Source organism: Paracoccus tegillarcae, from assembly GCF_002847305.1.
In the GTDB taxonomy this organism is placed as follows: domain Bacteria; phylum Pseudomonadota; class Alphaproteobacteria; order Rhodobacterales; family Rhodobacteraceae; genus Paracoccus; species Paracoccus tegillarcae.
In genome coordinates this window covers 2,834,749-2,858,816 of sequence record NZ_CP025408.1, presented here as the reverse complement: position 1 = coordinate 2,858,816, position 24,068 = coordinate 2,834,749, and the positions used below count along the sequence as shown (strand labels likewise).

The 24,068-nt window shown below is 59.9% G+C and carries 21 protein-coding genes and 1 pseudogene; 10 read left to right on the top strand and 12 right to left on the bottom strand.

The window, feature by feature from the left end; all coding sequences use genetic code 11:
* Positions 1–23 precede the first annotated feature (23 nt).
* The 4 genes and pseudogenes from CUV01_RS13890 to thyX all read right to left on the bottom strand — a co-directional run bounded on the left by CUV01_RS13890 (position 24) and on the right by thyX (position 6,335).
* Positions 24–3,692 carry a Hint domain-containing protein gene (locus CUV01_RS13890; RefSeq protein ID WP_101460992.1) on the bottom strand — a complete coding sequence of 1,223 codons (3,669 nt, stop codon included), beginning with the start codon at positions 3,690–3,692 and terminating at the stop codon, positions 24–26.
* A gap of 340 nt (positions 3,693–4,032) precedes the next feature.
* A pseudogene (locus CUV01_RS20125) lies at positions 4,033–4,220 on the bottom strand (DDE-type integrase/transposase/recombinase); the annotation flags it as partial.
* A 227-nt stretch (positions 4,221–4,447) separates the two neighbouring features.
* Positions 4,448–5,332: an alpha/beta hydrolase gene (locus tag CUV01_RS13885; RefSeq protein WP_101460991.1), complete on the bottom strand. Its 885-nt coding sequence runs from the start codon at positions 5,330–5,332 to the stop codon at positions 4,448–4,450.
* A gap of 91 nt (positions 5,333–5,423) precedes the next feature.
* Positions 5,424–6,335, bottom strand: a complete 912-nt coding sequence (gene thyX / locus CUV01_RS13880; RefSeq protein WP_101462106.1) for an FAD-dependent thymidylate synthase — start codon at positions 6,333–6,335, stop codon at positions 5,424–5,426.
* A gap of 142 nt (positions 6,336–6,477) precedes the next feature.
* Here thyX and CUV01_RS13875 point away from each other — a divergent pair, with 142 nt between their 5' ends.
* Positions 6,478–6,906, top strand: coding sequence for a VOC family protein (locus tag CUV01_RS13875; protein WP_101460990.1), 429 nt, complete (start codon positions 6,478–6,480; stop codon positions 6,904–6,906).
* A gap of 137 nt (positions 6,907–7,043) precedes the next feature.
* Here the strand turns inward: CUV01_RS13875 and CUV01_RS13870 are convergent, their stop codons facing one another.
* The 3 genes from CUV01_RS13870 to CUV01_RS13860 all read right to left on the bottom strand — a co-directional run bounded on the left by CUV01_RS13870 (position 7,044) and on the right by CUV01_RS13860 (position 8,321).
* Positions 7,044–7,565: a MarR family winged helix-turn-helix transcriptional regulator gene (locus CUV01_RS13870; RefSeq protein ID WP_422385844.1), complete on the bottom strand. Its 522-nt coding sequence runs from the start codon at positions 7,563–7,565 to the stop codon at positions 7,044–7,046.
* Positions 7,566–7,675: 110 nt separating this feature from the next.
* Complete coding sequence (locus CUV01_RS13865; protein WP_101460989.1) at positions 7,676–7,957, bottom strand: succinate dehydrogenase assembly factor 2; 282 nt, start codon at positions 7,955–7,957, stop codon at positions 7,676–7,678.
* The gene (locus CUV01_RS13860) at positions 7,950–8,321 is read right to left on the bottom strand and encodes a helix-turn-helix domain-containing protein (protein ID WP_232962252.1); all 372 of its coding nucleotides are present in this window, start codon (positions 8,319–8,321) and stop codon (positions 7,950–7,952) included. Before CUV01_RS13860 ends, CUV01_RS13865 begins: the two co-directional genes overlap by 8 nt.
* Positions 8,322–8,392: 71 nt before the next feature.
* Between CUV01_RS13860 and CUV01_RS13855 the strand changes: the two genes are divergently transcribed.
* A complete protein-coding gene (locus tag CUV01_RS13855; RefSeq protein ID WP_101460988.1) occupies positions 8,393–9,595 on the top strand; it encodes a pyridoxal phosphate-dependent aminotransferase in 1,203 nt (400 codons plus the stop codon).
* Here the strand turns inward: CUV01_RS13855 and CUV01_RS13850 are convergent, their stop codons facing one another.
* Complete coding sequence (locus CUV01_RS13850; RefSeq protein ID WP_101460987.1) at positions 9,596–9,928, bottom strand: hypothetical protein; 333 nt, start codon at positions 9,926–9,928, stop codon at positions 9,596–9,598.
* A 115-nt stretch (positions 9,929–10,043) separates the two neighbouring features.
* Between CUV01_RS13850 and CUV01_RS13845 the strand changes: the two genes are divergently transcribed.
* Entirely contained in the window at positions 10,044–10,922 is an 879-nt protein-coding gene (locus CUV01_RS13845) for a LysR substrate-binding domain-containing protein (protein ID WP_101460986.1), read from the top strand.
* A gap of 90 nt (positions 10,923–11,012) precedes the next feature.
* Here the strand turns inward: CUV01_RS13845 and CUV01_RS13840 are convergent, their stop codons facing one another.
* Positions 11,013–11,879, bottom strand: a complete 867-nt coding sequence (locus tag CUV01_RS13840; RefSeq protein WP_101460985.1) for an NAD(P)-dependent oxidoreductase — start codon at positions 11,877–11,879, stop codon at positions 11,013–11,015.
* Positions 11,880–12,007: 128 nt separating this feature from the next.
* Here CUV01_RS13840 and CUV01_RS13835 point away from each other — a divergent pair, with 128 nt between their 5' ends.
* On the top strand, positions 12,008–14,446 hold the full coding sequence (locus CUV01_RS13835) for a penicillin acylase family protein (RefSeq protein WP_101460984.1): 2,439 nt from the start codon (positions 12,008–12,010) through the stop codon (positions 14,444–14,446).
* 91 nt (positions 14,447–14,537) lie between these two features.
* Positions 14,538–15,461 carry a dihydrodipicolinate synthase family protein gene (locus tag CUV01_RS13830; RefSeq protein WP_422385843.1) on the top strand — a complete coding sequence of 308 codons (924 nt, stop codon included), beginning with the start codon at positions 14,538–14,540 and terminating at the stop codon, positions 15,459–15,461.
* Between the two features lie 372 nt (positions 15,462–15,833).
* On the opposite strand, the gene CUV01_RS13825 is transcribed toward CUV01_RS13830, so the two are convergent.
* Complete coding sequence (locus CUV01_RS13825; RefSeq protein WP_101460983.1) at positions 15,834–16,178, bottom strand: hypothetical protein; 345 nt, start codon at positions 16,176–16,178, stop codon at positions 15,834–15,836.
* Positions 16,179–16,319: 141 nt separating this feature from the next.
* Positions 16,320–16,472 carry a hypothetical protein gene (locus CUV01_RS20370; RefSeq protein ID WP_422385842.1) on the bottom strand — a complete coding sequence of 51 codons (153 nt, stop codon included), beginning with the start codon at positions 16,470–16,472 and terminating at the stop codon, positions 16,320–16,322.
* Positions 16,473–17,380: 908 nt separating this feature from the next.
* On the opposite strand from CUV01_RS20370, the gene CUV01_RS13820 reads away from it, so the two are divergent.
* From CUV01_RS13820 to CUV01_RS13810, 3 genes are read left to right on the top strand one after another with little or no spacing between them, the layout of a single operon-like run.
* Entirely contained in the window at positions 17,381–18,967 is a 1,587-nt protein-coding gene (locus CUV01_RS13820; RefSeq protein WP_101460982.1) for a sodium:solute symporter, read from the top strand.
* Positions 18,968–18,988: 21 nt separating this feature from the next.
* Positions 18,989–19,429, top strand: coding sequence for a universal stress protein (locus tag CUV01_RS13815; protein ID WP_101460981.1), 441 nt, complete (start codon positions 18,989–18,991; stop codon positions 19,427–19,429).
* Between the two features lie 14 nt (positions 19,430–19,443).
* The gene (locus tag CUV01_RS13810) at positions 19,444–20,787 is read left to right on the top strand and encodes an ABC transporter substrate-binding protein (RefSeq protein ID WP_157994868.1); all 1,344 of its coding nucleotides are present in this window, start codon (positions 19,444–19,446) and stop codon (positions 20,785–20,787) included.
* A gap of 64 nt (positions 20,788–20,851) precedes the next feature.
* On the opposite strand, the gene CUV01_RS13805 is transcribed toward CUV01_RS13810, so the two are convergent.
* Positions 20,852–21,898 carry a LacI family DNA-binding transcriptional regulator gene (locus tag CUV01_RS13805; protein ID WP_198731826.1) on the bottom strand — a complete coding sequence of 349 codons (1,047 nt, stop codon included), beginning with the start codon at positions 21,896–21,898 and terminating at the stop codon, positions 20,852–20,854.
* 578 nt (positions 21,899–22,476) lie between these two features.
* Between CUV01_RS13805 and CUV01_RS20120 the strand changes: the two genes are divergently transcribed.
* Complete coding sequence (locus tag CUV01_RS20120) at positions 22,477–23,121, top strand: TniQ family protein (protein ID WP_232962250.1); 645 nt, start codon at positions 22,477–22,479, stop codon at positions 23,119–23,121.
* A gap of 123 nt (positions 23,122–23,244) precedes the next feature.
* Positions 23,245–24,033, top strand: coding sequence for a hypothetical protein (locus CUV01_RS20115; protein WP_232962248.1), 789 nt, complete (start codon positions 23,245–23,247; stop codon positions 24,031–24,033).
* The last annotated feature ends 35 nt before the right edge of the window (positions 24,034–24,068 follow it).

The window sequence follows — 24,068 nt, the reverse complement described above, 5'->3', positions numbered from 1 at the left end:
CGCCGCGCAACAGCCGTCGGTTTTTACTGCAACGGCATCCGCTTCATCTGCTGACGCTCGGCCAGCTTTCGTGCCTTTTTCCCCTTTGGCGAGAACCGGGCGAGGCTTCGCGAGCTGCCGCCCGTCATCTCGGCAAGTTGGGGAAAGATCGCGAAGATTTCCTGACGTGCCTCCAGCGGAAGTGACTTCAATGCTTCCGGGCCGGTATGCAGGGATTCCGCCTCGACGCCATTGGCATAGACGATCTCGTGCTGATCGAAGAGGATGTGGAAATACTCGACCTCATCGAAATCCGAGACCTGCTCGATCCCGTCGATCTGCAGCAACAGGATGGCTGCGATCAGCACCTCGTCCTCGCCGAACATCCGCTGTGCGATCTTCGAGCGGACCAGTATCCGGTGCTGCGGCGAAACGAAAAGATCGCGATTGGGGCGATCGCTGCCAAGCGCACCCTTGCGGATGAGGATCGGCGAAAACTTCCTGGCGTTTTCGCTTTGATCATTCACGAAGCCGCGCGACCCTATCCAGGATATCGGCTTTGGCCCGTTGTCACGGGTCATCAGCATGTCGCCTTCGCGAAGATGCTCGACCTTTCTTACGCCAGTCTCGGTCTGGATCTCGGTGCCGCGTGCAAAGCAGATCGGCCCCTCGATTTCCGTGAAGTTGACGGTGTAGGTATTTGAGGCGTCGTCGACGACGTCGAAGCTGCCGCTCCAGGAGTTGTCGTCAGCATCACGCACTCCGCTCCAATTGCCAGCATAGGTCAGGCCGGGCCCAAGGACGATCGAGTCATAGTCAGCCGTGGTGCCGACGCCGGCGCCGCCATCGACTGTGAAGACTGAGCCGCTTCCCACCTGATTGACATCAAGCGTAAACGTATCCCGATCATCCCCGCCCGTCGCGGTGTCGCCACGGCCAGCCGTAATCGCGTCGCTGCCGGTGCCGCCGGAAATATTGTCGACGCCATCGCCACCGTCCAGACTATCGTCGCCGGCACCGCCGTCGATGCTGTCGTTGTCGGCGCCACCATCGATTATATCCGCGCCGGTACCGCCCAAGATGGTATCGTTGCCGGTGCCGCCTGCAATGTCGTCGGCATCTGCCCCGCCATCGATGTAGTCGGCATCCGCCCCGCCAAGCAGGGTGTCGCTGCCTGCGCCGCCTTCGATCGTATCCATGCCGACATCGCCATCGATCGTGTCATTGCCGGCCTCGCCCATGAGGCTGTCGTCACCGGATCCTGCCTGGATACTGTCGTCGCCGGCACCGCCAAGGACCGTGTCGTTGCCGTCCTGGGCGTTGATGGTGTCATTACCGAGATCGCCCATCAGCGAGTCGTTTCCGGCACCGCCGAAAATCAAGTCGTTGCCGTCGCCGCCGCTGATCGTGTCATTGTCGGCACCACCGTCGATGGTGTCGTTGCCCTTCTCGCCATAGATCGTGTCCTCGCCAGCCCCGCCGAGGATCGAGTCATCCCAGTTGTCGTCATAAAGAAGGTCGTTCGAGCCGTCGATTGAGCCGGGCACCAGGGTCAAATCGGCACCAATAGGTGGCGGCGTATCCGATAGCAGCAGCTGCAGAGAGCCCTGTTCGGGCGAGAGCGAGTTGTTTGCTATCCCGTCGTTGTTGTAGTCGATATCGAGCTGAGCGAAGCGATAGGTATTCCCGAACTGGTCCTGATAGGTGACCAGCTGCTCCAGCAACACATTATAGGTGATGCCGTTGATCGTCACTGTCTGGTCGAGGTCGCTGAAGCTGTCGTTTACGCCCCCATTCGCGGAATTGTCATCGGTCAGAAGTTCCAGGTCATTATCGTTGATCGTCACCGTGATCGGCGTCCCGGTGATATTGATCCCGTTAAGATAATGCGCGACCTGGCCGGGCAGCAGATCCGCGAAGTTCTGGCCTAAGTAATAGGCTTTGTATTCATAACCTTGCGGGCTACCGGGAATGTTGCTGTCCCCATAGACCAGATCATTGCCGTCGCCTGCAGTGATGGTATCGTCGCCGCTGCCACCAAAGACCTGGTCAGCCCCGGTTCCGGCGTCGATGATGTCGTTGTTGGCGCCACCGTCTATGCTGTCCGAACCAACGCCGCCGATGATGGAATCTTCGCCCGACCCACCCAGCAGAGTATCATCGCCCGTTATGCCGCCTAGCAGCGTGTCGTCGCCATCATTGCCTTCGATAGAATCACTATCCGCACCACCATCCAGCGAGTCGTCGCCGGCCTGGCCGTGGATCGTGTCGTTCCCCGCCTCGCCCAGGATGGTGTCGTCGCTGGATGATGGCGGATAGACCAGATTTTGATCGTTGACGGCCGTTCCCGAAACCGAGACCAGCGTCGCGCCCGGCGGCGGCGCATTATCTGAAAGCAGGATGTTGACGTTGCCCTGTTCGCCCGCGCCAGCGGCATCGTTGTTGTTGATATCGACATCCAACTGGGCAAACACATATTGCTCGCCAGTCGCCGGATCCTCCATGGTCACGATCTGTTCAAGAAATGCCTTGTGTTCGACGCCGTTGATCAGGACGACCTGGTTCGCGTCTACGAACTGCTCTTCGTTGAGGTAGTCCGACAGCAGGGTGTTGTCATCGTCGCGGATCGTGATCGTGGTCGCTGCGCCGGTGATTTGCATCCCGTCATAATTGGTCGCCGCGACAGAGCCGGAATCCTGAAAGTTGTTCCCGAAAACATAACCGGTATAGGTGTGATAATTCGGGTCACTGACCCCGTCGCCCGACAGGTTGTCGTTGCCCGCCCCGCCCAGAATCGAATCGTTTCCTTCGTTGCCGAACACAACGTCGTTTTCGGACCCGGCATTGATGGTGTCGTCGCCACCATCTCCGTAGATCGTATCGGTGCCGGCATCCCCGGTAATAACGTCGTTTTCCGCCCCGCCGTGAATCTGATCAGCGCCGGTGCCACCGGAAACGGTGTCGCGGCCTTCACCGGCAAAGATCGTGTCATTGCCGCCCAGCCCCCTGATGGAATCATTGTTGCCGAATTGCCCGACAACGGCGTCACCGCCATCGACCTGGTCGGCTCCGCCGCTTCCAAGTGCCTCGTGGTAATTGCCATCGATCAGGTCGCTGCCGGATGTCCCGTTGACGACGCCGTCATAGCTGAAATCGGTCGCGAGGATACTGGATTTCGCCAGCCCGGCGCTGACCTCTGAACCCGGGATATGGGATCCCAGCGCAATCGACGCGATCGGCTTGGCGGACAAGGCGTCGGCATTTGCGCCGGCAGAGGTGTCGGGAAAGACATAAACCTGTCCAGCCGAACCCGCCGCGGAATTGACCGCCGTGGTTTCAGCCTGAACAAGCCAGACCTGGACCGTCGCGGTTGACCCGTCCGCATAGGTGATGGTGGCGTCGTAGCGGATCCCCATGTCGAAGGCAGCGCGATAGCCGCCGCTCGCGCCGTTCACCTGGAATTCGTCGTAGACGCTTCCGGCGTTATTCTGCGTCAGCAGGCCATCGCCACCCGGATCGGCTGAACCGAGGGTGATGTTCACGGCACCTGCATCCGCAACACCCGTCGACATCTCGTATAGCGGGTTCGACGATGAGCCGAAGGTGCGGTCCTCAAACCGGTCCGGGTTTTCGACGGTCGTGTTTCCCTCGGTCGGGTCGAAGGGCCCGGACGCGTAGAGCGTACCGAGGTAAAGACCGGTGAAAGTTGGCATGAGGGATCCCTTGAGGCTTAACGTTACGTTAGTATGTCGATTGTTGTTTTTGATCCATAATGTCAAGCCTTGGAGACACTCTGATATCTAAATAAGCGACTGATTTTTCGTCATAAGAATCAAGCCGGACTACGACAGTTTAGTTTCTTTATCGCACGATCAGGTATCAGATATCGCATCCAGATATGATGCACCTGCCTACAGTTTTGTATCATGGGGGCTGTTGCATCAAACTGGGCCGCACCTGGCTTCCTAACCCCCTGCCTCGTTCAGTTTCTACTGCTTGACCTCGACGTCAACGTGCGACGGCATGCCTTTGTCCGTTTGCTTGCGTTTCGAGTTTGCGCCGCCAGACGGCAGTTGGCAGCGCCTGCAGCGCCTGGTCAGTTCTCATCCGCGACTGGGCTGACCAGCTGACGACCCACCTTGAGAATAGTTCAATGATAACGGACGGGCAGAGCCAGCCTGGGTCTCGATCCAGGTGATATCTGTTAGCCAAACCCTGTCGGGGGCGGCCACTTTGAACCGTCAGTCCCGGGCTCCTCGCTGACCGCATGGCCGCGATCAAAAACCCGCGCCTCAGCGTCCCTTTTGAACTCGTCCGTAAATCGATTTTGCGATGAACTTCATGCTTCTCCCTGTTTCCAGAATTGTCACGCAAAGGGTCGACAGATCTGGGGGCATCTCAGCTTGAGGCGGTTGGCAGCGCAGATCCCGGCCTAAGTTCGCGCTGAAACAACGGCGACCAAGTCCGTCTAGCGACACCCCGGCGGATCGGCGGCGATACGATCCATGAAATCCGTCACCAGCGGCAGCGTCGGCGCGGTAAAGCGCAGCGCCCCCGAAAATGCCGCGACAATCCCGATATGGCCGGTGCCCTCCATCAGCTTCAGTTCGACCATGTTGCCGTTCGCCCGCAGCGCCTGTGCCAGCAGTTGGGAATCGCGCGGCTCGACCGTGGTGTCCGCGGTGCCATGCAGCAACAGCGTCGGCGGATGCCTCCCTTCTTTCGCAAAGGGCAGAACTTGGCTGAAATTGCGCGTCTGCGCCGGGAAGGTGGGGCCGTAGCGTTCGCTGATCTCGAAATCATAGGGGCCGGCCAGCCCGATAAACCCGGCAATCGAGCCGCAGGGCGACAGATCCTGCGCATTCAGATAACGCGGCGCAAGGGCGATCATACCCGCGATATGCGCCCCGGCGCTGTGCCCCATCACGAATGTCGGAACCGTGTCGCCCACTCGCGCCCGTATCGCCCGGAACGCCAGCGCGCCGTCCTCGACAAAGGCCGGGAAGGTCACTTCGGGATACAAACGATAATCGGGGATTGCCGTGACATAGCCTCGTTTCGCCAGCGAGGTTCCCAGAAACTCATACATCCCGCGCGACCCGGAATCCCAACTGCCGCCGTAGTAGAAGATGACCAGACCCTTCGGCTGGACGTTCGTCGGACGGTACAGATCATAGGCCTGCCGATCCTCCGGTCCGTAGGAAATGTCGCGCTGGACGGCAACGCCGCGTTCCGATGCCAGAGCGTTCAGAACATCGGACCCGCCGCAGCCTGACAGAAGAAGCGTGACCAGCCCGACGACAAAGGCGCCGGGGCCAAAGCGGTGCAGAATATGCGGCGTGAGTTGAACCATGCCCTAGAAACGGATCGCAGCCCGGACAAGTTGCACCAATCTTGGTGTCTGCCTCGACTTTAAATTGGTGACCGCAGGATCAATGCGCGGATCACCCCCAAACCTCTTCAAATTCCCGCCATTCCCGCGCCTTCATTCCACTGCTCTCTTGCGTCACCGTCTCGCCCGCCAGACGCCGCTGCAACACCGCGACCGCCTGCGCCGACAGGCTGACCGCGTCCATGCGGTAATCCTTGAACGCGCCATAGGCCGCCGGGACCCAATCGGCCACGATCTGGCACATCGCGTCGGCATAGGCGCGGATCTCATATTGCGCATGGGGGTCGGCGCGCAGGCGCAGGAAATGCAGCAAATTGTGCAGATCGACCTTCCAATACCATTGCGTATAGATATTCGCGGGCAGATTCATCCGCGCCAATTCGCGCGCCAGACCCTGCTGCCCGTCTTGTGACAGCATCGCCTCGTAATGGTCATAGCTGCGCATCGCATCCTCGCGCAGCAAGTCCAGCACGCGGGCGGCCTCTTCACCCTGCAGTACCTCGCCCCGGCCCTGATTGTTGATGTCGGATTGCGCGGCCAGTTGTTCCGGCGCGGGGATATAGAATTCGCGATCAAGGATCGAATAGCGCGCCGAATATTCGTTGACGTTGGCGGTGCGGTGGCGAATCCACTGGCGCGCGACGAAGACCGGCAGCTTGACGTGGAACTTGGCCTCGCACATCTCGAACGGGGTCGAGTGCCAGTGCCGCATCAGGTAGCGGATCAGCCCCTCATCGTTCTGGACCGATTTCGTGCCGCGCCCATAGCTGACGCGCGCAGCCTGACAGATCGCCGCGTCGTCGCCCATATAGTCGACAACCCGCACGAAACCGTGGTCCAGCACCGGATGGGCGGTATAAAGGTGCTGCTCCATCCCCGGCGCGACGGCGCGCAATGTCGACTGCGGGGTGTCGCGCAGCACGTCAATCTCGGCCTGCTGGTCAGCGGTGACGGGCGTATTCATGGTGTTCACATCCTCTAGATCCACATCATCTTGTGCCATCCGCGCGTGAGTCGTTCAACCGAATTGCGGCAAACGGGATCGGATTGCCCCCGCATCCGGGCCGTGTCACTCTGCCGCTGAAAAGAACAGGATCGGAGGTCTCATGAAAGTCCGCTATCTGCACACCATGGTCCGCGTGAAGGACCTCGAAAAGACGATGCAGTTCTTCCAGCTGCTCGGTCTTGAGGAAACCCGTCGCATCGACAACGAGGACGGCCGCTTTTCGCTGGTCTTCATGGCGCCGCCGGATCAGCCCGACTGCCCGGTCGAGTTGACGTATAACTGGGACGGCGATGACGCCTTGCCCAGCGACAGCCGCCATTTCGGGCATCTCGCCTACCGCGTCGAGAATATCTACGAGATGTGCCAATTGCTGAAGGATGCCGGCGTTACCATCAACCGCCCGCCACGCGATGGACATATGGCGTTCGTGCGCAGCCCCGATAACATCTCGATCGAACTGCTGCAGGAAGGCGACCATCTGCCGCCGCAGGAACCCTGGGCCAGCATGGAAAACACCGGCCACTGGTAGGGCGCACGCTGCTGCATCAGCCGCGCTGACCGCACCCGGCGTATGTCAGCCACGCATCGCGGCGCAGCAAACTGTTATGAAGAAAGCAACAAGACCCGCGCGAACCGCGCGGGTCTTTCCGCTTACTCGGAAAACCATCAATAGATATAGCGGATCTGCTCGGTCCAATAGCGTTCGATCCGACGTGCCTGCAGGTTCACCTGATCCAGGGGCGGATCATCCAGAACCCCCGACACCGCCAGTTGCGCGGCATGGCCGTGAAACATGTCGAGGACGATCTGGCGCACGTCCTGCCCGGCCTCGGTCAGTCGCACACGAACCGAGCGGCGATCCAGATCGCAGCGCTCATGGTGAACATAGCCCATCGTCACCAGCTTTTTCAGATTATAGCTGACATTGCTGCCCTGATACATGCCGCGGGATCGCAATTCCCCCGCCGACACCTCTGCCTCGCCCAGATTGTACAGGATCAACGCCTGCACGGGGTTCAGGTCATGTCGGCCAAGGCGTTCGAATTCGTCCTTGACCAGATCGTGCATCAGCCGGTGCAAACGCTCCAACTGTTGCAAGCATTCTAGGTAGGCGGTCGCCGCCGTCGATTCTAAAACGAGGGGCGACGACTGCGGAAATTCCCGTCGCGCTGGTGCAAGCATCGTCATTATCCGTCCTGATCTGATCTTCTGGAAAATGACACTGACCGACAAAAACGAATCTTCAGTTAATCGGCCGCCGGTTTGTTCCCGCTTTGTCTAAAATTCACATTGTTGCATTAACCATGCAGCCGGTCGCTCGCGTGACGGGCGATGACATCCAGCAGCGGCGCCAGCGCCTCGGGGCCTTCGTCGCGCCCCGAAATTCGGGCGGTGATCCAGCGATAGAGGTCCTGATCATTCTCACCCATCAGCGCCTCGTATTGCGCGATCATGTCCCCTTGCAGTGCGGCCAGGGGGCCATCTGCAAACGGACCCAGTATCAGGTCCATTTCTTTCATGCCGCGCCGCCAACTGCGCATGCGCAAACGCCGCAAGCGGTTGTCATCTACCTCAAGCATCGGCCATCAACCTTTCCAGACGATCCAGCCGTCGGGCCGTCTCGGCTACGGACTGCTTCAATGCCCTGATCTCGGAAAGCACGACCTCCCGCCCGGGCGCGGCATCGGAACCGACATCCTCGCCACCCACACCATGACCTTCGCCTGTCAGCAGCCAGATCAGCGACACACCCAGGACACCGGATAAGGTTCGCAGGTAATTGGCCCGCGGCTCGCGCTCATCGCCTTCCCACCCGGTCAGCGTCTTGACCCTGACGCCCAGTTTCTGCGCCAGATCCTTGACCGACAGGCCAGCGTTTTCGCGCGCAGCACTGATCCGGTCGCCCATGGTTGCCTTGTCGTCGCTGTACCAATTCTCGGTCACATGAACCTCTCTTGTTTTGCGAAGGCCCCCAGCCTAAGACAGGCGCCGGGCCATTTCAAATCGGGGATGTCATGGGGTTTCTGTCCGATACACTCGCGCGCGTCAAACCGTCACCGACAATCGCCATGACCGGACGCGTCGCCGAGCTGCGCGCCGAGGGCAAAGATATCATAGGCTTGTCAGCGGGCGAGCCTGATTTCGACACACCGTCGCATATCCGCGACGCGGCCAAGGCGGCCATCGACGCAGGCCATACGCGCTATACCCCCGTGGATGGCATCGCACCGCTGAAACAAGCGATCTGCCAGAAATTCGCGCGCGACAATGATTTGGACTATACACCGCAGCAGGTCAGCGTCGGCACCGGCGGCAAGCAGATCCTCTATAATGCCTTGATGGCCACGCTTAATCCGGGCGATGAGGTGATCATCCCTGCCCCCTATTGGGTCAGCTATCCCGATATGGTCCTGCTGGCTGGTGGCAAGCCCGTCCCTGTTCCCTGCGGCGCCGATCAGGATTTTCGGCTGACACCCGAGGCCCTGGCCGCGGCCATCACGCCACGCACGAAATGGCTGATGCTGAATTCGCCGTCGAACCCATCGGGCACTGCCTATGACCGCGCAGCGATGCAGGCGCTGACTGATGTGCTGCTGGATCATCCGCATGTCAGGGTGATGGCGGATGACATGTACGAACATCTGGTCTTTGGCGATTTCGAATTCGTGACACCCGCCCAGGTCGAGCCGCGCCTGAAGGACCGCACCCTGACCGTCAACGGCGTCAGCAAAGCCTATGCCATGACCGGCTGGCGCATCGGCTATGGCGCAGGACCGCAGCAGCTGATTCGCGCCATGGCGATGGTGCAATCGCAATCGACCTCGAATCCCAGTTCGATCAGCCAACACGCCGCGCTGGCCGCGCTGAACGGACCGCAAGACTACATCGCCGAAAGCCGCGCGGCCTTTCAGCGTCGCCGCGACCTGGTTGTGGCTGGTCTGAACGACTGTCCCGGCATTGACTGCCCGACGCCGCAGGGCGCGTTTTACGTCTATCCCTCGATCAGAGGGCTGATTGGCCTGACATCGGCCGGCGGCACGGTGATCGCAGATGACGAGGCCTTCGCCAACGCGCTGCTGGAAGAGACCGGCGTTGCCGTGGTCTTTGGCGCGGCGTTTGGACTGTCACCGCATTTCCGCATCTCTTACGCGACAAGCGATGAGGAGCTGACCGACGCCATCGCCCGCATCAAGCGTTTTTGCGAAGGGTGCAGTTGATCAGCGCCGATCAGCCGCCCCGATAATGCGGTCGTAGTAGACCATGCTGCCGCCCAGTTCCCACATGCTGACGCTCTGCTCTGAGCTCGGGCGCAACCTCGCACCGCCATCGAGCCCAAGATCGCTGCGCAGATGCTCCGGCACATCCGCCAGGGCATGCGAAAGATCGCGATCAGTGTCGCGCATGGTCGGGCGCGAGCGACTTTCGTTCCCGCGCAACAGATGGCCCGGCACCTTGAAACGCCGGTTTTTCTCGGCCCGGCGCTGAACCCATTGCGCGAACCACGTCGTCAGCGCCGAAGGCTGACCGGCTGCCAGAAGATTGACCTGCATGATATGTTTCCTCCTAAAGCCTGACTGATGCAGGCGGTTGATCCATATCCTGATCGTGCTATCTATTCGCTCAGCACTCCAACAAAAGCGCCGCAACCGTATATAAGCCACACTTATGCAACTCCCGCCACTTGCCGCGATCCGGGTCTTTGAATCCGCCGCCCGCCACCTCTCGTTTACCAAGGCTGCAACCGAGTTGGGGATGACCCAGGCCGGGGTCAGCTATCAGATCAAATTGCTGGAGGAACGGCTTGGCACGCCGCTGTTCCTGCGCAAACCGCGCGCCCTGCAACTCACACGGCTTGGAACGCAGCTATCGGCGCCCACCAGCCAGGCCTTTAAGATCCTGCGCCACGCCTATGCCGATCCGACAGACAGTGGCAAAACCCTGTCGATCAGTTCACCGATCACGCTGGCCGGCAACTGGCTGGGGGAACGTCTGGGGCGGTTTCAGATGGAACACCCTGCGCTGAGCATCAAGATGGATGCCAATGATAGACTGGTCGATTTCGCTCATGACGATGTCGACATCGCCATCCGCCACGGCGACGGCGACTGGCCCGGCCTGACGGCCCAGCACCTGTTCGATTTCGAGGTGACACCGATGCTGTCGCCAAACCTGCTCAAGACCTGCTGCCTCGAGACGCCCGAACAGCTGCGCGACCTGCCATGGATTGATCCGCAGGACCCAAATTGGGAGTTGTGGATCAAAAAGGCGGGCGTAACCTCATGCGCTTGCTATTCGCGCCAGACCCCGGTGCTTGGCACTCAGGTCAACGAGGCCCGCGCCGCCATCGCCGATCAGGGCGTCGCCATGCTCAGCCCGCGCTTTTTCCGTTATGAATTGGCCAGCGGCAGCCTGATCCAGCCCTTTCAACTCTTGGCCGGCAACGGCAAGGCCTATTGGCTGGTCTATCCCGAGGCACGCCGCAACCGCCCCACGATCCGCGCCTTCCGCCAGTTCCTGCTGGCGGAAATCGCCGCCGATAGCTGACATAAAACGGGCGCCGCCCTCTTGAGGCCGCGCCCTTTCTTCTTCATCCAAATATCCCCGCCGGAGGCATCGGACGGTGCAAAAATCCGATCAGCGCGTCAGCCGCGCGATCAGCGACGACGTATCCCAACGCCCCCCGCCCATCGCCTGCACTTCCTTGTAGAACTGGTCGATCAGGGCGGTGACGGGCAGAGAAACCTGCATCTCGTCGGCTGCATCCAGGCAAATACCCAGATCCTTGCGCATCCAGTCGACGGCAAAGCCGTGCTCGAATTCGCCCGCTGCCATGGTCTTGTGACGATTGACCATCTGCCAGCTGCCGGCGGCACCCTGACTGATCACTTCGACCACATTTTCTACGTCCAGCCCGGCCTTTTGCGCGAATGCCAGCGATTCCGACAGGCCCTGGACCAGCCCGGCAATGGCGATCTGGTTGCACATCTTGGTGATTTGCCCGGCACCCGTATCACCCAGCCTGCGGCAGATTTTGGCATAGGCATCAATGACCGGCTCGGCCTTGTCGTAATCGCCGGCATCACCGCCGCACATGACCGACAGCGCCGCATTTTCGGCCCCGGCCTGCCCGCCTGAAATCGGCGCGTCGACATAGCCCAGACCGGCTTCGCCTGCCACTTCGGCCAATTCGCGGGTGACAGCGGCAGATACGGTCGTGTGGTCAACGAAGATCGCGCCCTCGCTCATCCCCGCAAATGCCCCTTCATCACCCAGACAGACGGAACGCAGATCATCGTCATTGCCGACACAGGCCATGACGAATTCCGCGCCCTCAGCCGCCTCGCGCGGGGTCGATGCCCAGTTACCACCATGTTCGGCGGCCCATTTCTCGGCCTTGGCGGCGGTGCGGTTATAGACGGTCACTTCATGACCAGCCGCCTGAAGGTGGCCCGCCATCGGATAACCCATCACGCCCAGTCCCAGAAATGTCACTTTTGCCATGTCGTTCCCCTGATCCCTGCGCGGCCCGCGTTGTATTGCCCGTGCCGCTGCCCTAGACAGCACACCATCATCCCGGCGCGCGCAGGTCAAGCCGCACCGGCCCAATGCCAAGGATCGCGCGACCGACGATGCTGACCCTGTTCCGCTGGCTGCTGCGCCTGACAATCGGGCTGATCATCGGCATGGTCGTTGTGACCTTGCTGATCTGGTATTTCGCGACCCGTTCGCTGCCTGACTATGATGCGACCTACGAGATGGCGGGCCTCGGCGGCCCGGTCGAGATCGTGCGCTCGACCGAAAATGTCCCGCATATCTTTGGCAACAGCGACACCGACGCGTTCTTTGCCCTCGGCGTCGCCCATGCGCAGGACCGGCTGTTTCAGATGACAGTGCTGCGCCGCGCAGCGCAGGGCCGGCTGGCAGAATTGTATGGCGTCAGCGCTTATCGCGGCGATGATCTGGCGCGACGGCTTGGGCTTTATCGGCATGGGCGCGCATCGCTGGCGGCGCAGGATGATTATACCCGCGCCGCACTCGAGGCCTATTCCACCGGCGTCAACGAATGGATCACACAGATCAACCGCGATGCATCGGGTCGAGGCGCGCCCGAGTTCTTTATGTATCCCGACGAGATCGCGGCCTGGAAACCCGCAGATTCGCTTGCGATCCTGAAGCTGCTGGCCGCCAGTTCCTCGACCGCGATCCGCGAAGAGATCCTGCGCGCCCGTCTGGCCATCGCCCGCCCCGATATCGGCCCGCAACTGGTGGCCCGTCCGGGCGATCCCGCCCTGCCCGATTATGCCAGCCTGTTCCCCGGCGCACGGCTGCAACCGCAAAGCCATACCAACGAGACGGCGCCGACATGGGATCAGACGCTGGCCGGCTATCTTGAACCGGGGCTTGGCCTTTCCGGCACCGGCCTTGCCGCGGCCCCCGATCGCACGGCGGCACAAGGCTCGCTGCTGGCAAATGATCCGCAAGGACCGCTGACCGCGCCGGGGCTTTGGTATCTGGCACGGTTACAACTGCAGGGCGGCGGCATCATCGGCGGCACGATCCCCGGCATTCCCGCAATCCTGTCGGGTCGAAATACCGAGATGGCCTGGGGCATCACCCCCGCCGGGGTCGATGATACCGACGTCTTCATCGAGGAGTTGCAGCCCGGCGACTTCACCCGCTATCGCGGCGCCGACGGCTGGACCGAGTTCACCACCCGCCGCGAGGTCATTCGCATCCGCGACGCCGAGGATCAGACGATGACGCTGCGCTGGACGGCGAATGGCGCGGTGCTGCCCTCGGTCGACTTCTCGCTTGCCGAGGTGACACCACGCGGCCATGTCGCCGCCCTGTCCTGGACCGGCGCATCCGACAGTGACACGACTATGAGCGCGCTTGTCGGATTGATGCGATCCACAGACCGCGCCGCCGCCACCGCCACGCTGGACGGGATCGTCGCGCCTGTGCTGCAGGTGACGCTGGCCGATCGCAGGGGCGTCGATCAGGTTCTGGCCGGCCACGTCCCGCGCCGCGACGCGGCACATCCGACCGGCGGCTATCTGCCCGCGCCCGGCTGGGTTCGCGCCTCCACCTGGCAAGGGACTGCGCCGGCATCGGAAGTTCTGGGCAACAGCTCGCCCGGTCAGGGCGGCACGGACGGGGTCGTGCTGGCCACGGGCGAAGGCTCCGGCGGATCCCGTCTGTCACGCCTGACCCGCCTTGCCGATGATCGCGAGGTGCATTCCCGCGAAAGCTTTATCGCGATCCAGCTGGATATCGTCAGCCCCGTGGCCCGTGCCCTCTTGCCGTTGGTCGGTGCGGATCTCTGGTTCACGGGCGAGCCTGCAGCCTCTGGCACGCCCGAGCGTCAGCGCCAGGATGCGCTGTCACTGCTGGCTGAATGGGACGGCGCGATGAACGAGCACCTGCCAGAGCCGGTCATCTATTCAGCCTGGATGTTCGCCCTGCAGGACCGACTGATCCGCGATGAGCTTGGACCGATGGCCGATGACATCACCACCATCTATCCCGCATTTCTGGAATCGGTCTTTCGCAACCGTGGCGGCGCCGCTGTCTGGTGCGACGTCAACCAAAGCGCCCCGGTCGAGGATTGTGCCACCGTGGCGCGACAGGCGCTGGACGCCGCGATTTTGGATCTGACGGACCGGTACGGCCCCGACGTGACCAGTTGGCGATGGGGCGACCTGCATGTCGCCAGCCACCTGCACCCCGCACTTGGGCACCTGCCCGGTCTGGGCTGGGTGATGAACCTGACGCAATCGACCTCGGGCGGCAACTTTACACTGGCGCAGGCGGGCATGCTGGGCAACGGTCCGAACCCCTATCGTAATGTCACCGGCGCGGGCTATCGCGGCATCTACGATCTGGCCGATCCCGACAGTTCGGTCTTTGTCATTTCGACCGGCCAATCCGGCCACCCGCTGTCGCGCCATTATGACGATCTGGCCGGACGCTGGCGGCGCGGCGAGTATATCGGCATGTCGCTGGACCCCGCTCTGGCGCGGGCCGCCGCGACCGGGATCACGCGCCTCAATCCGGCCCAACCCTAGCCGCCGATCAGCCCCGTTAATTTTGGTATACCAAATCTTGACCACGGCTCGTACCGGGGTTATTAGGGGATTGCCCGCCCAGAGGAGGACGATGATGGCACATCCCGACGCATTGACCGGCGCATGGCCGGTCGCCCCGACCCCCTTTCACGACGATGGCAGCCTTGATCTGGAGGGTATGCGCCGGGTTCTGGACTGCATCGTCGATCAGGACATCGACGGTGTGTGCATCCTTGCCAATTTCAGCGAGCAGTTCCTGATCTCGGATGCGGAACGCGAAACGCTGACCCGCCTCTGCCTTGAACATCTGGCAGGCCGCCTGCCGGCGATCGTCACCATCTCGCATTACGCCACGCCCATCGTGGTCGAGCGCGCAAAACTGGCCAGGGATCTGGGCGCGATCGGGGTGATGATCATGCCGCCCTATCATGGCGCCTTGCTGAAAGGCACGGCCGAGCAGACCTATGAACAATTCGCCCGCGTCTCGGATGTCGGCATCCCGATCATGATCCAGGATGCACCGCTGTCCGGCGTCGATCTGCCGGTGCCGCTGCTGGTCCGCATGGCGCAAGAGATCCCGATGGTGCAGCATTTCAAGATCGAATGCCCCGGCGCCGCAACCAAGCTGCGCGCGCTGATCGCACAGGGCGGCGATGCCATTGTCAGCCCGCTGGACGGCGAAGAAGGCATCACCATGCTGGCCGACCTGGACGCAGGCGCCACGGGCACCATGTGCTCAGCGATGATTTCCGAGTTGATCCGCGAGGTGGTCACAGCCCATACCAGCGGCGACCGCGACCGCGCCGTTGATCTGTACACCCGCATCCTGCCCGCCGTGAACCACGAGAACCGGCAAGGCGGGTTCCGCTCAGCCAAAGCCGCGATGAAGGAAGGCGGCGTGATCGCATCCGATTTCTGCCGCCACCCGGTACCGCCCTTGCCGCCCGAGACACGCGCGGAACTGCTCGGCCTGCTGCGCCCGCTGGATCCGATTTCGTTGCGTTGGGGGCTGTAGAGTGGGTTTGGGGCCAAGAGGGCGCATTGCCATAGAAAGTGTGGGATAGTGTGTTGCGTTGGAAAGCCGCCGTCCGGTTGCTATGTCTGAAGACGATGCGGATATTCTCCTCCGCCGAATAGGTCTGACGGGTCTTGCGGCGGATGTTCTTAACCAGCTTGTCAGCTGCGTCCTGCGACGTTCCGGATTTCTTGTTCATCTTCACTCCATCAAGGCTACGATGAACCAGAAATCCTCCGTTGTTCAATTACGCAAATCTGTCCCAAGGGTGCTGACGTCAGACACTGCCATGATATGCTTCTCAAGCATGTTGATTGCTTCTTTGCCGTCCATCTGGGGCCTTGGTTTTTCTTCACCCGGCAGGAATCCCGGTCATGCGTCTGATGGTGGCAACTCTGCCCAAACCAGGTATTGGTATTCCCCGCCCTCGCTCAAGGCGCGCTGAACGATGTCGCGGATATTGGCGGCAGATCGCTGTGGATCGAGAAAAATCTGCCATTCCTTCTCGTAGTCTGGGCCTGCGTTCGCCAGGAAGTCGAACTCGAAAGTGCGCCCGGTTCTACTACCGCCCCGAACTCTAACGACCTCCAGCCGCGCAACGCTATAGCCCCGCGACGCCATGAATTCGTTGAACTCGAGCATTACGCTTGAGGGCTCAACATACACGAATTTGCCAGCTTCGAGCTGTTCCAGCATTTCTTCAAACTCTTCGCGCATATTCACTCCAATGGCCTGATGATGGGTTCGGGTTCATTTTCCGTTTCCCAAAGGGGGCGGTTCCGATTGCTTACGGCGACGACGCGCCCCTCCGGGCTGAGCTACTCCCCATCTGTTGGACAAGATCTGGCGTAATTTAAGCTACTCGTTGCACCTGCTGATCGGGTTGGTTGATATCATTTCTCTGCCAATAGACAAGCGCCGGAGGCTGGCCGCCCAGGGCTGAATGCGGGTGTCAAGGTCGAGACGGACAGCACCAAGCCACCATCCGAGTTTTTCGCCACCGGGAAACAAATCCTCCGAAAGCCGCGGTTGACCGCTGTGTTCGATGCTGCGGTGCGGCCCGTCGAACCCGCAATTCGCTGCAAACGCCAGATCTCAGGTGATGCGAACTTACAGTCTGCGGACGAAGCGCCATTTCGCAGCGGCTGCGCCAATGCCCGTTTCTAGCCGTCGTCGGGGAGGAGGTCGCCAATCGTCCTTGCCAAGACATTGCCTTGCTTTATCACCTCAATTGTTGGCCGTTCGGGTAGCACGCGGTCAACAGGAGGGGTATCATCAAGGACGTTGAAGCGAACCCACTAGCATAGCCTCCAGATCGCGAGATGCCCACCATAGTGCTCCCACCGCAAATTCTTGCCGTCGAAATCTGACGTTGCCAGACTGTTTATATCTCCCACCTCGAACACGCGGTTTCTGCAATCATGGTCAATGGACCATATTGGTACCAGCATGTGGTGCGAGAACGCATTTCTGGTCAGTCGAGCGATTTGACAAGCGGCTACTACCTCAGGGTTTTTATGATTTCTTGCGTCGGGAACATATTCAGCGAATGCTTGCCGCATTGTCGCCGTCGGTGCCGCAGGCTCAATAGCTCTGTGTTTCCGCCAATAGCCAGTGCCGGGTTCGATGCATCCGCGCGGCGGCCTGACGACCAAACTCGCAAACACGGTCGCTGCATAGTCACGATCTGGCAGAGTGTCTCGGACTGTCGCTTCGACCGACCGGGCACCGTGACGCCTGACAATGCGGAAGTTGAGGGTCAACAGCGATAAAGCAAGCAGCTTCAACGTTGCTCAGCAAAATTCATATGTAAAATTCAAATCGTTTGTGATATTAGCGCTAACATGGCTTTCTAAAGCCAGCGTATAAAGGGAAATTGCAAGCGCAAACGATTTAAATTTTAATGGGAGGAAACCACTATGGCGACATTCGAAGTCAGCCCGATCGACCTTGCGGTCGTGCTGCTGTATATCATCCTCAGCCGCGTTCTGGTCATATGGATGACCCGCGGCAGCAGCGAGACCAGCGACGGATTTTTCCTTGGCGGGAAAAGCTTTACCTGGCCGATGATTGCCTTCTCACTGTTTGCGACCAACGTCTCTGGCGGCTCGTTCGTGGGCCTAGCCGGGGCAGGTTATTCGGGGGGCATCGCCGTCTATAGCTATGAATGGATGGCGGCGGTCATTCTGGTGATCTTTATCACCTTCATGCTGCCCTTCTATCTGCGGGCCAACGTCTTCACGATGCCCGAATTCCTTGAACGCCGATTCGACCGGCGATCACGGCACATCTTCGCGGCGATGCTGATCTTCCTTGAGGGCGGCATTCTGCTGTCCGGCGGTCTGTATGTCGGCGCGGTCATCATCCAGATGCTGTATCCGGACCTTCCGCTGTGGATTGGCTGCGTGATCATCATGATCCTGTCGGCTGCATTGTCGATGACAGGCGGCCTGAAAGCGGTCGTTCTTTCGGACACCATCCAGTCAATCGTGCTGCTGATCGGCGGCACGATCGTCATGATCGCGGCTTATAACGCTCTGGATTCGTGGGAATCGGTCTACAGCCAGGTGCCGGACGACTATATGCACATCATTCAACCCGCCGATTCCGACAGTGTGCCGTGGCCCGGCCTGTTTACGGGTCTGCTGATCATTGGTCTGTACTTCTGGACCACGAACCAGACGATGGTGCAGCGTGTTCTGGGTGCCAAGGATCTTAACCACGGTCGTTGGGGGGCTTTGGCCGCAGGTGCGCTGAAACTGCCGATCCTGTTCCTTATGATCATGCCGGGTGTCATCGCGGTGGCGCTGTATCCCGACCTTCCCGCACCCGATTACGCATACCCAACGCTGGTCTTCGATCTGTTGCCGGTAGGTGTGCGCGGGATCGTGCTGGCTGCCCTGCTGGCTGCAATGACGTCGTCCATCGACTCGATCCTCAATTCGGTCTCGTCGATCTATACGCTGGACTTCGTGAAGACCCGTCACCCGGATATCGATGATCGCAGACTGGTGTTTCATGGTCGTCTGGCCGTTGGCGTTGCGACAGTCTTTGCCATCCTCTGGGCACCTCAGATCGCGAATTTCGAATCGCTCTGGTCCTATGTGCAGTCGGTCTTCAGCTATATCGTGCCGCCTGTCGTCGCGATCTTCTTTGCCGGACTTCTTTGGAAGCGGGCAACGCCGGACGCAGCCTTCTATACCTTCGTGATCTCACTCATCATTGGTATCGCGGGCTTCCTGCTGATCCAGATCGGCGGGCTGGTGGACATCCATTTCCTCTATGCCGGATTCATCATCTTCCTGATCTCCTGCACGCTGATGATCGGTATCTCGCTGGTTACGCAGCCGCGGCCCGAGGCCGAGATTGGCAACATGATCTGGTCAACCCAGTATCTGAAAGAGGAAACGGAAGAGCTGAAAGGCGTTCCGCTGTGGCAGAACTATCGCGTCCTTTCGGTGCTTCTGCTGCTGACCACCGCCACCATCGTCTACATCTATCGCTGATGCCTAGAAAGGAGATCTGAGATGACAATAGAACTGAAAAAGATCCTTGTCGCCAGCGATGGGTCCAAGAACTCCCGCCGTGCGCTGCTGCGCGCAGGGGCCATTGCCAAGGCCACCGGTGCCGATCTGCATGTGATCCATGTGGGGCTTTTGTCCCGCTATACGAACCCGGATCAGATGAACTCGAACCAGTATGACCGGTTGAAGACCGAGGCACGATCCCGGCTGGATAACGAGCTGGAATTTGCCGAGGAAAACGGCATCAAGGTCACCAAGTCCCATCTTCGGATGGGACGGGTCGACAGCGAAGTCATCCGGCTTGGCGAAGAAATTGGCGCCGACATGATCGCCATCGGCAATCGCGGCATGGGCGCGTTAGAGCGTATCCTGCTTGGTTCCGATGCCGAAAGCATCGTCCGGCACGCGCCCTGCGATGTTATCGTTTTCCGTGACGACGAATGAAGGGAGGCATTAAGATGAACAACCAAATTCCATCCATGCGTCCTACCCGTCGCCAGTTTATTGGCGGCGCGGCAGGCGCGGCAATCGCGGCCCCGATGCTGACCCGGTCGGCCATGGGTCAAGATGTGCAGCGGCTTGTCTTTGCCGTGCCAGTGGACAATTCCGGCGCTAACCGCGAATTGGTCGAGGCGTTCAACCAGTCCAACGGCTCGGGCATCGAAGTGGTCATTTTCGAAATGCCCGCGCGCTCGGATGAACACCGCACGCTGATCGAATCCGAACTGAATGTCGGACGCGAGGAAATCGACGTGTTCGCGGCCGATGTGGTCTGGACCTCGCAACTGGCCGTAAACGGCTGGGTGCGCAACCTGACCAGCCGGTTCTATGCAGAGGCCGATCCCGGCGAATTCCTGCAGGCGCCGATGAACTCGATCCTGTTCCGCAATCAGATGTGGGGCGTGCCGTGGTTCACCGATGCGGGCATGGTCTTTTATCGCCGTGATCTGCTGGAACAGGCAGGCGTTGCGGTGCCGACCACCTGGGCTGAATTGCAAGAGGCCGCGAATACCGTTCGTCAGGCGACCGGAACCGCCCACGGCTTCCTGTTTCAGGGCGCGTCATACGAGGGCGGCACCGCCAATGCCTGCGAATTCATCTGGAGCGGCGGCGGCAGGATCATGACCCAGCAGCGGCAGGTCTTTGATGCCTATTCGACGGACAGCTCGCATCCGAACGATATCAGCCTCAACAGCGCTGCCACCGTCGCGGGGCTGAACGCCGCCCGTTCGCTGGTCGAAAGCGGTGCCTCGCCGCTTGAGGTGACGGCGATGGACGAAACCATGTCCAACGATGCCTTCCTTGCTGGTGATGCGGTATTTCTGCGCAGTTGGCCCTCGCTTTACGCTCTGGCTGGCACTGGGTCGGCGGTCTCGCGGGACCAGATCGGGATCATGCTAATCCCGGCGGTGGAAGCCGGTCAGCAATCGACAAGCTGCCTTGGCGGGTGGAATCTGATGATCTCGGCCTTCTCATCCAAGGTCGATGCCGCGTGGCAGTTCATCAGCTATGCAACCTCGGCAGAGGCGCAATCTGCCCGCGCCCGAACCGGGGCATTCCTGCCGACCCGGGGCGCACTGTATGAGGACGCGTCGCTTGCTGCGGATGTGCCCTTGGTCGAACTGGGCAGGACAGCGGTTGAAACCTCGCGAACCCGCCCGGCATCGGTCATCTATCCGCAGGTTTCGCCGCGGATTTCGCTGACCTTCAATCGTATCCTGAAGGGTGAATGGTCGGCGGACGAAGGTGTTCAACTGCTCAGCGACGATCTGAATGTTCTGATGCGGCGTAGTCGCGGCTAGAACACGCCAGACAAGATGAAAATGCGCCGATTTCGGTCGGCGCATTTTTCATGCGCGCATCTTGTCAGCTATCTCCTGAAACCCGCGCAACAGACGCCCTCAGCACCAGTTCAACTGGCGCGACAACCTGTCTGGGAGGTGCCTGGGGGCTTTCCAGAAGTTCCATTACCAACTCTGTGACACGTACACCCGCTTCTCGGATCGAGGATTGCACGGCGGTCAGCGGTGGGTCCGAGAATTCGGCTCGCAGATACGGCGCGCGGTCGTCATGCACGATGATCGAGAAGTCATCGGGGCAGCGCAAACCATATCCTCTGCCGGCGCGCATCAACCCCATCGCGACATAGATATTCAGGCACAGGAATGCCGTTGGCCGCTGTACGCTTCGCAATGCCAGATAATGACGGCCGGCCTGATAGCCCAAATCCTCGGTCATCTCACCATGCCGGATATTTTCGTCAGGCAACGTCAGGCCCTTTTCGGCAAGAGCATCGCGCGCACCGGCTAGGCGGTCCGTTGCAAAGCGCGCATTGGCACGACCTCCAAGGAACGCCATGCGCGTATGTCCGTAATCCTGCAAAAGCCGCGCAGCACGAAGAAATCCGTCGTAATTATCAATGTCATAGGACCAGTATGGCTGATCAGCCATGGTCCGACCATGAAGTACGAAGGGAAAGCCAGTCCTGATCAGCTCATCGACGCGGGAATCCGTAACATCAGGCGAGCTTACAATAAATGCATCAACCACATTTCCGGCGATGGCCGGACGGTAAGCTGCCGGCTCATCGTTTACGGTTGGCGCTAGAAGCGACAACTGAAGACCGCGTTTTGCGGTAATCGCGGTAGCGCCGTCCAGAAATTCGGCCAGCAGCGGGTCAATGAAACCCTGCTCCTCTTTCCGCGGCACCAGACCGATGGCACCCACCAGCCCTTTGACCAGACTTTTCGCGCTTACATTCGGCCGATATCCCAGCCGCGCCGCCGCCTGTTCGACCCGCGCCCTGGTTCTCGCATTGACTTCGGGAAACCCATTCAAGGCACGACTAACCGTCGCCGCCGAAAGATCCAACTGCTTCGCCAGATCAGCAAGCGTTACGCTTGTTCTTTTCATCCTTTGCTGACCTTTCATCGTTCTTCTACGATGGCCTAGACAATGACTTTACAGCTGATCCACCACAACAGCCAATTATCAGAACGATCTTATCCTGAGGCGCGAAGCGACGACAGGCGTCTTGGGAAGGCCGGATCTTAAAACAGTTGTCAATGTGGTGCCGCACCGTGTTATGACGGAATTCCGCCCCGATCTGCGCATCGCACTGGCCTACCGTAATTCAGTCCGTTGAATGTCGGCTTAGCCGGATTGCTGCGGATGCCATGCTGCGCCGCGGCAAGTCGGCTTACCGCCCATACAAGACATAAAGCCATAGGCCAGATAGACGAGGCTTGTCGCCGAAGCGACGTCGCCTTGCCAGAAAGCAGTCTGCTGGACGTTAATGCGATGCATGCACCGCGCCACATGACCGATCCAACGCCACACGGTCACTCAATGGCTGATCAACGCTAAGAGCGGGATATCAAGCCGGGCTATAACTTGCACTATGTGCAACCCAAAACACCACGGAACATCAAGTGCCCAGTCGCCTACCCCTCACGGTTTCTTTGAACTCATGCGAAACCGGATTCTCCTTGATGTCGCGTCTCGCGGCCCGGAACGGCATTGAGGTCGCCGAATTCGGACGGGATATGGGGCTGCCGTTCAAGAAGGTTATAGACGGCGGTCCCGCAGCATTGCAGAAGCTGGCGGACTTGTCGGGGACTAACAGCGCTTATCTTCGCGCATGGTCGCCTCATTACATCGCCGCTCGAAGTTACGTTTTCAGGGGCGAGCCGTATCACGCCCGCGGAATCCGGGACACTATTGTGCGGGGCTGCCCGGCCTGCCTGCGGACAGATGTAGAAGCTTCCGATTTGCCTCCCCATCTTTCAATGGCGATCAGAGGGAACTGGTTGCCCAGGCATTCTACTTACTGTCATTTGCACGGGCATTCATTGGTCGACCTTTGGCAAGATCCAAATCTGACACGCCGTTTGGACACGTCAGAAAGATTGAAAGAAATAGCACCCGCAATCCTGTCCGGAGAAATGGATGGAGATGCCAGGGAAGCGACCGACTTTGACGAATACCTTCACCGCCGCCTGATGGATGGACCCGGCAAGGGCTGGCTCGATCAACATCGGCTTTATGCGGCGTGTGTTTTTTGCGACCTGTTGGGAAGAGCGCTTTTGCGTGACCATATTCTGGAAACCTGGGCGCTGGGCCCGCAGACGAGGTGATGGGCGAACCAGTGCTGAAAAGGCGCAAACACTCGATCATATCGGCTGCCAACGAGGTGGGGATGGATGCACGGTTGTTGCGTAAGCTGTTGGCTGAAGAAGGAATAATAGGCACAGAAGGTGATGATCGCTGGGACGTTTTCGACGCCGATCTCGCGGCTCCCTTTTTTGAACAGCCTCAATCGGCAGGTGAGTGCCTTGGAGTTACAGAACGAACTAAACCTGTCACGTTCGCAATTCGAGCTGCTTCGGAAAGACGGATATTCCCCTCCCAGCCTTTCAGCCGCTGGCCACAAGCCATTGTGGGACGTCGCGCAAGCGCGCTCTTTCATCAACGGTTGGTTGCGCGGCGCTGAAACGGTTCTGTCACCTGGCAAAAACTGGGTCGATTTGGCCAAAGCCGGCCAGCGGTTGAAAATCCGGCCCGGACAAGTGGTCAGGCTTATTATTGAGGGTCGGCTCACCCGTATTGGCAAACTGGAAAGTGAGAACGATTACGCCAGCATCCATGTTCGTTTTGAAGAACTCGAAAACGCTCTGAATCTGCCAGATGCCCCCGGGATGACCATCGAGGCATTCGCACTTTCTGTCGGCCTGAAGCCGCCCCAAACTGGAAGATTGATCAAAAAGGGACACACCCCGGCAAGCGTTGGCCGCAATCCTAAAACCCGAGCACGACAACACCACATGCAAGAGCAGGATATCATTGATTTCAAGGAGAACTTTGTCACGCTTCGGGAGCTGGCGTTCTTGCGAGGGCAAAGTTGGCAATCCTTGGGCGCGGCGCTCCGAGAACATAAAATTGCGCCATTCAGCCCCGATGGCTTTGACTACGGTCCTTTGTATCAATGGACGATTTTGGAAGAGAGTGGCATTGCACACCGGCCCAAATCTCATGAGGAAAGGCGCTAAGCTCGGCGGTAAAGTTGGAAGGTCTCTGGGATGAC

Excerpts from the sequence above, each read along its gene's own strand:
- CUV01_RS13890 (WP_101460992.1), bottom strand. The coding sequence starts at position 3,692 with ATGCCAACTTTCACCGGTCTTTACCTCGGTACGCTCTACGCGTCCGGG.
- CUV01_RS13885 (WP_101460991.1), bottom strand. The coding sequence starts at position 5,332 with ATGGTTCAACTCACGCCGCATATTCTGCACCGCTTTGGCCCCGGCGCC.
- thyX (WP_101462106.1), bottom strand. The coding sequence starts at position 6,335 with ATGAATACGCCCGTCACCGCTGACCAGCAGGCCGAGATTGACGTGCTG.
- CUV01_RS13875 (WP_101460990.1), top strand. The coding sequence starts at position 6,478 with ATGAAAGTCCGCTATCTGCACACCATGGTCCGCGTGAAGGACCTCGAA.
- CUV01_RS13870 (WP_422385844.1), bottom strand. The coding sequence starts at position 7,565 with ATGACGATGCTTGCACCAGCGCGACGGGAATTTCCGCAGTCGTCGCCC.
- CUV01_RS13865 (WP_101460989.1), bottom strand. The coding sequence starts at position 7,957 with ATGCTTGAGGTAGATGACAACCGCTTGCGGCGTTTGCGCATGCGCAGT.
- CUV01_RS13855 (WP_101460988.1), top strand. The coding sequence starts at position 8,393 with ATGGGGTTTCTGTCCGATACACTCGCGCGCGTCAAACCGTCACCGACA.
- CUV01_RS13850 (WP_101460987.1), bottom strand. The coding sequence starts at position 9,928 with ATGCAGGTCAATCTTCTGGCAGCCGGTCAGCCTTCGGCGCTGACGACG.
- CUV01_RS13845 (WP_101460986.1), top strand. The coding sequence starts at position 10,044 with ATGCAACTCCCGCCACTTGCCGCGATCCGGGTCTTTGAATCCGCCGCC.
- CUV01_RS13840 (WP_101460985.1), bottom strand. The coding sequence starts at position 11,879 with ATGGCAAAAGTGACATTTCTGGGACTGGGCGTGATGGGTTATCCGATG.
- CUV01_RS13835 (WP_101460984.1), top strand. The coding sequence starts at position 12,008 with ATGCTGACCCTGTTCCGCTGGCTGCTGCGCCTGACAATCGGGCTGATC.
- CUV01_RS13830 (WP_422385843.1), top strand. The coding sequence starts at position 14,538 with ATGATGGCACATCCCGACGCATTGACCGGCGCATGGCCGGTCGCCCCG.
- CUV01_RS13825 (WP_101460983.1), bottom strand. The coding sequence starts at position 16,178 with ATGCGCGAAGAGTTTGAAGAAATGCTGGAACAGCTCGAAGCTGGCAAA.
- CUV01_RS13820 (WP_101460982.1), top strand. The coding sequence starts at position 17,381 with ATGGCGACATTCGAAGTCAGCCCGATCGACCTTGCGGTCGTGCTGCTG.
- CUV01_RS13815 (WP_101460981.1), top strand. The coding sequence starts at position 18,989 with ATGACAATAGAACTGAAAAAGATCCTTGTCGCCAGCGATGGGTCCAAG.
- CUV01_RS13810 (WP_157994868.1), top strand. The coding sequence starts at position 19,444 with ATGAACAACCAAATTCCATCCATGCGTCCTACCCGTCGCCAGTTTATT.
- CUV01_RS13805 (WP_198731826.1), bottom strand. The coding sequence starts at position 21,898 with ATGAAAAGAACAAGCGTAACGCTTGCTGATCTGGCGAAGCAGTTGGAT.
- CUV01_RS20120 (WP_232962250.1), top strand. The coding sequence starts at position 22,477 with ATGTCGCGTCTCGCGGCCCGGAACGGCATTGAGGTCGCCGAATTCGGA.
- CUV01_RS20115 (WP_232962248.1), top strand. The coding sequence starts at position 23,245 with ATGATCGCTGGGACGTTTTCGACGCCGATCTCGCGGCTCCCTTTTTTG.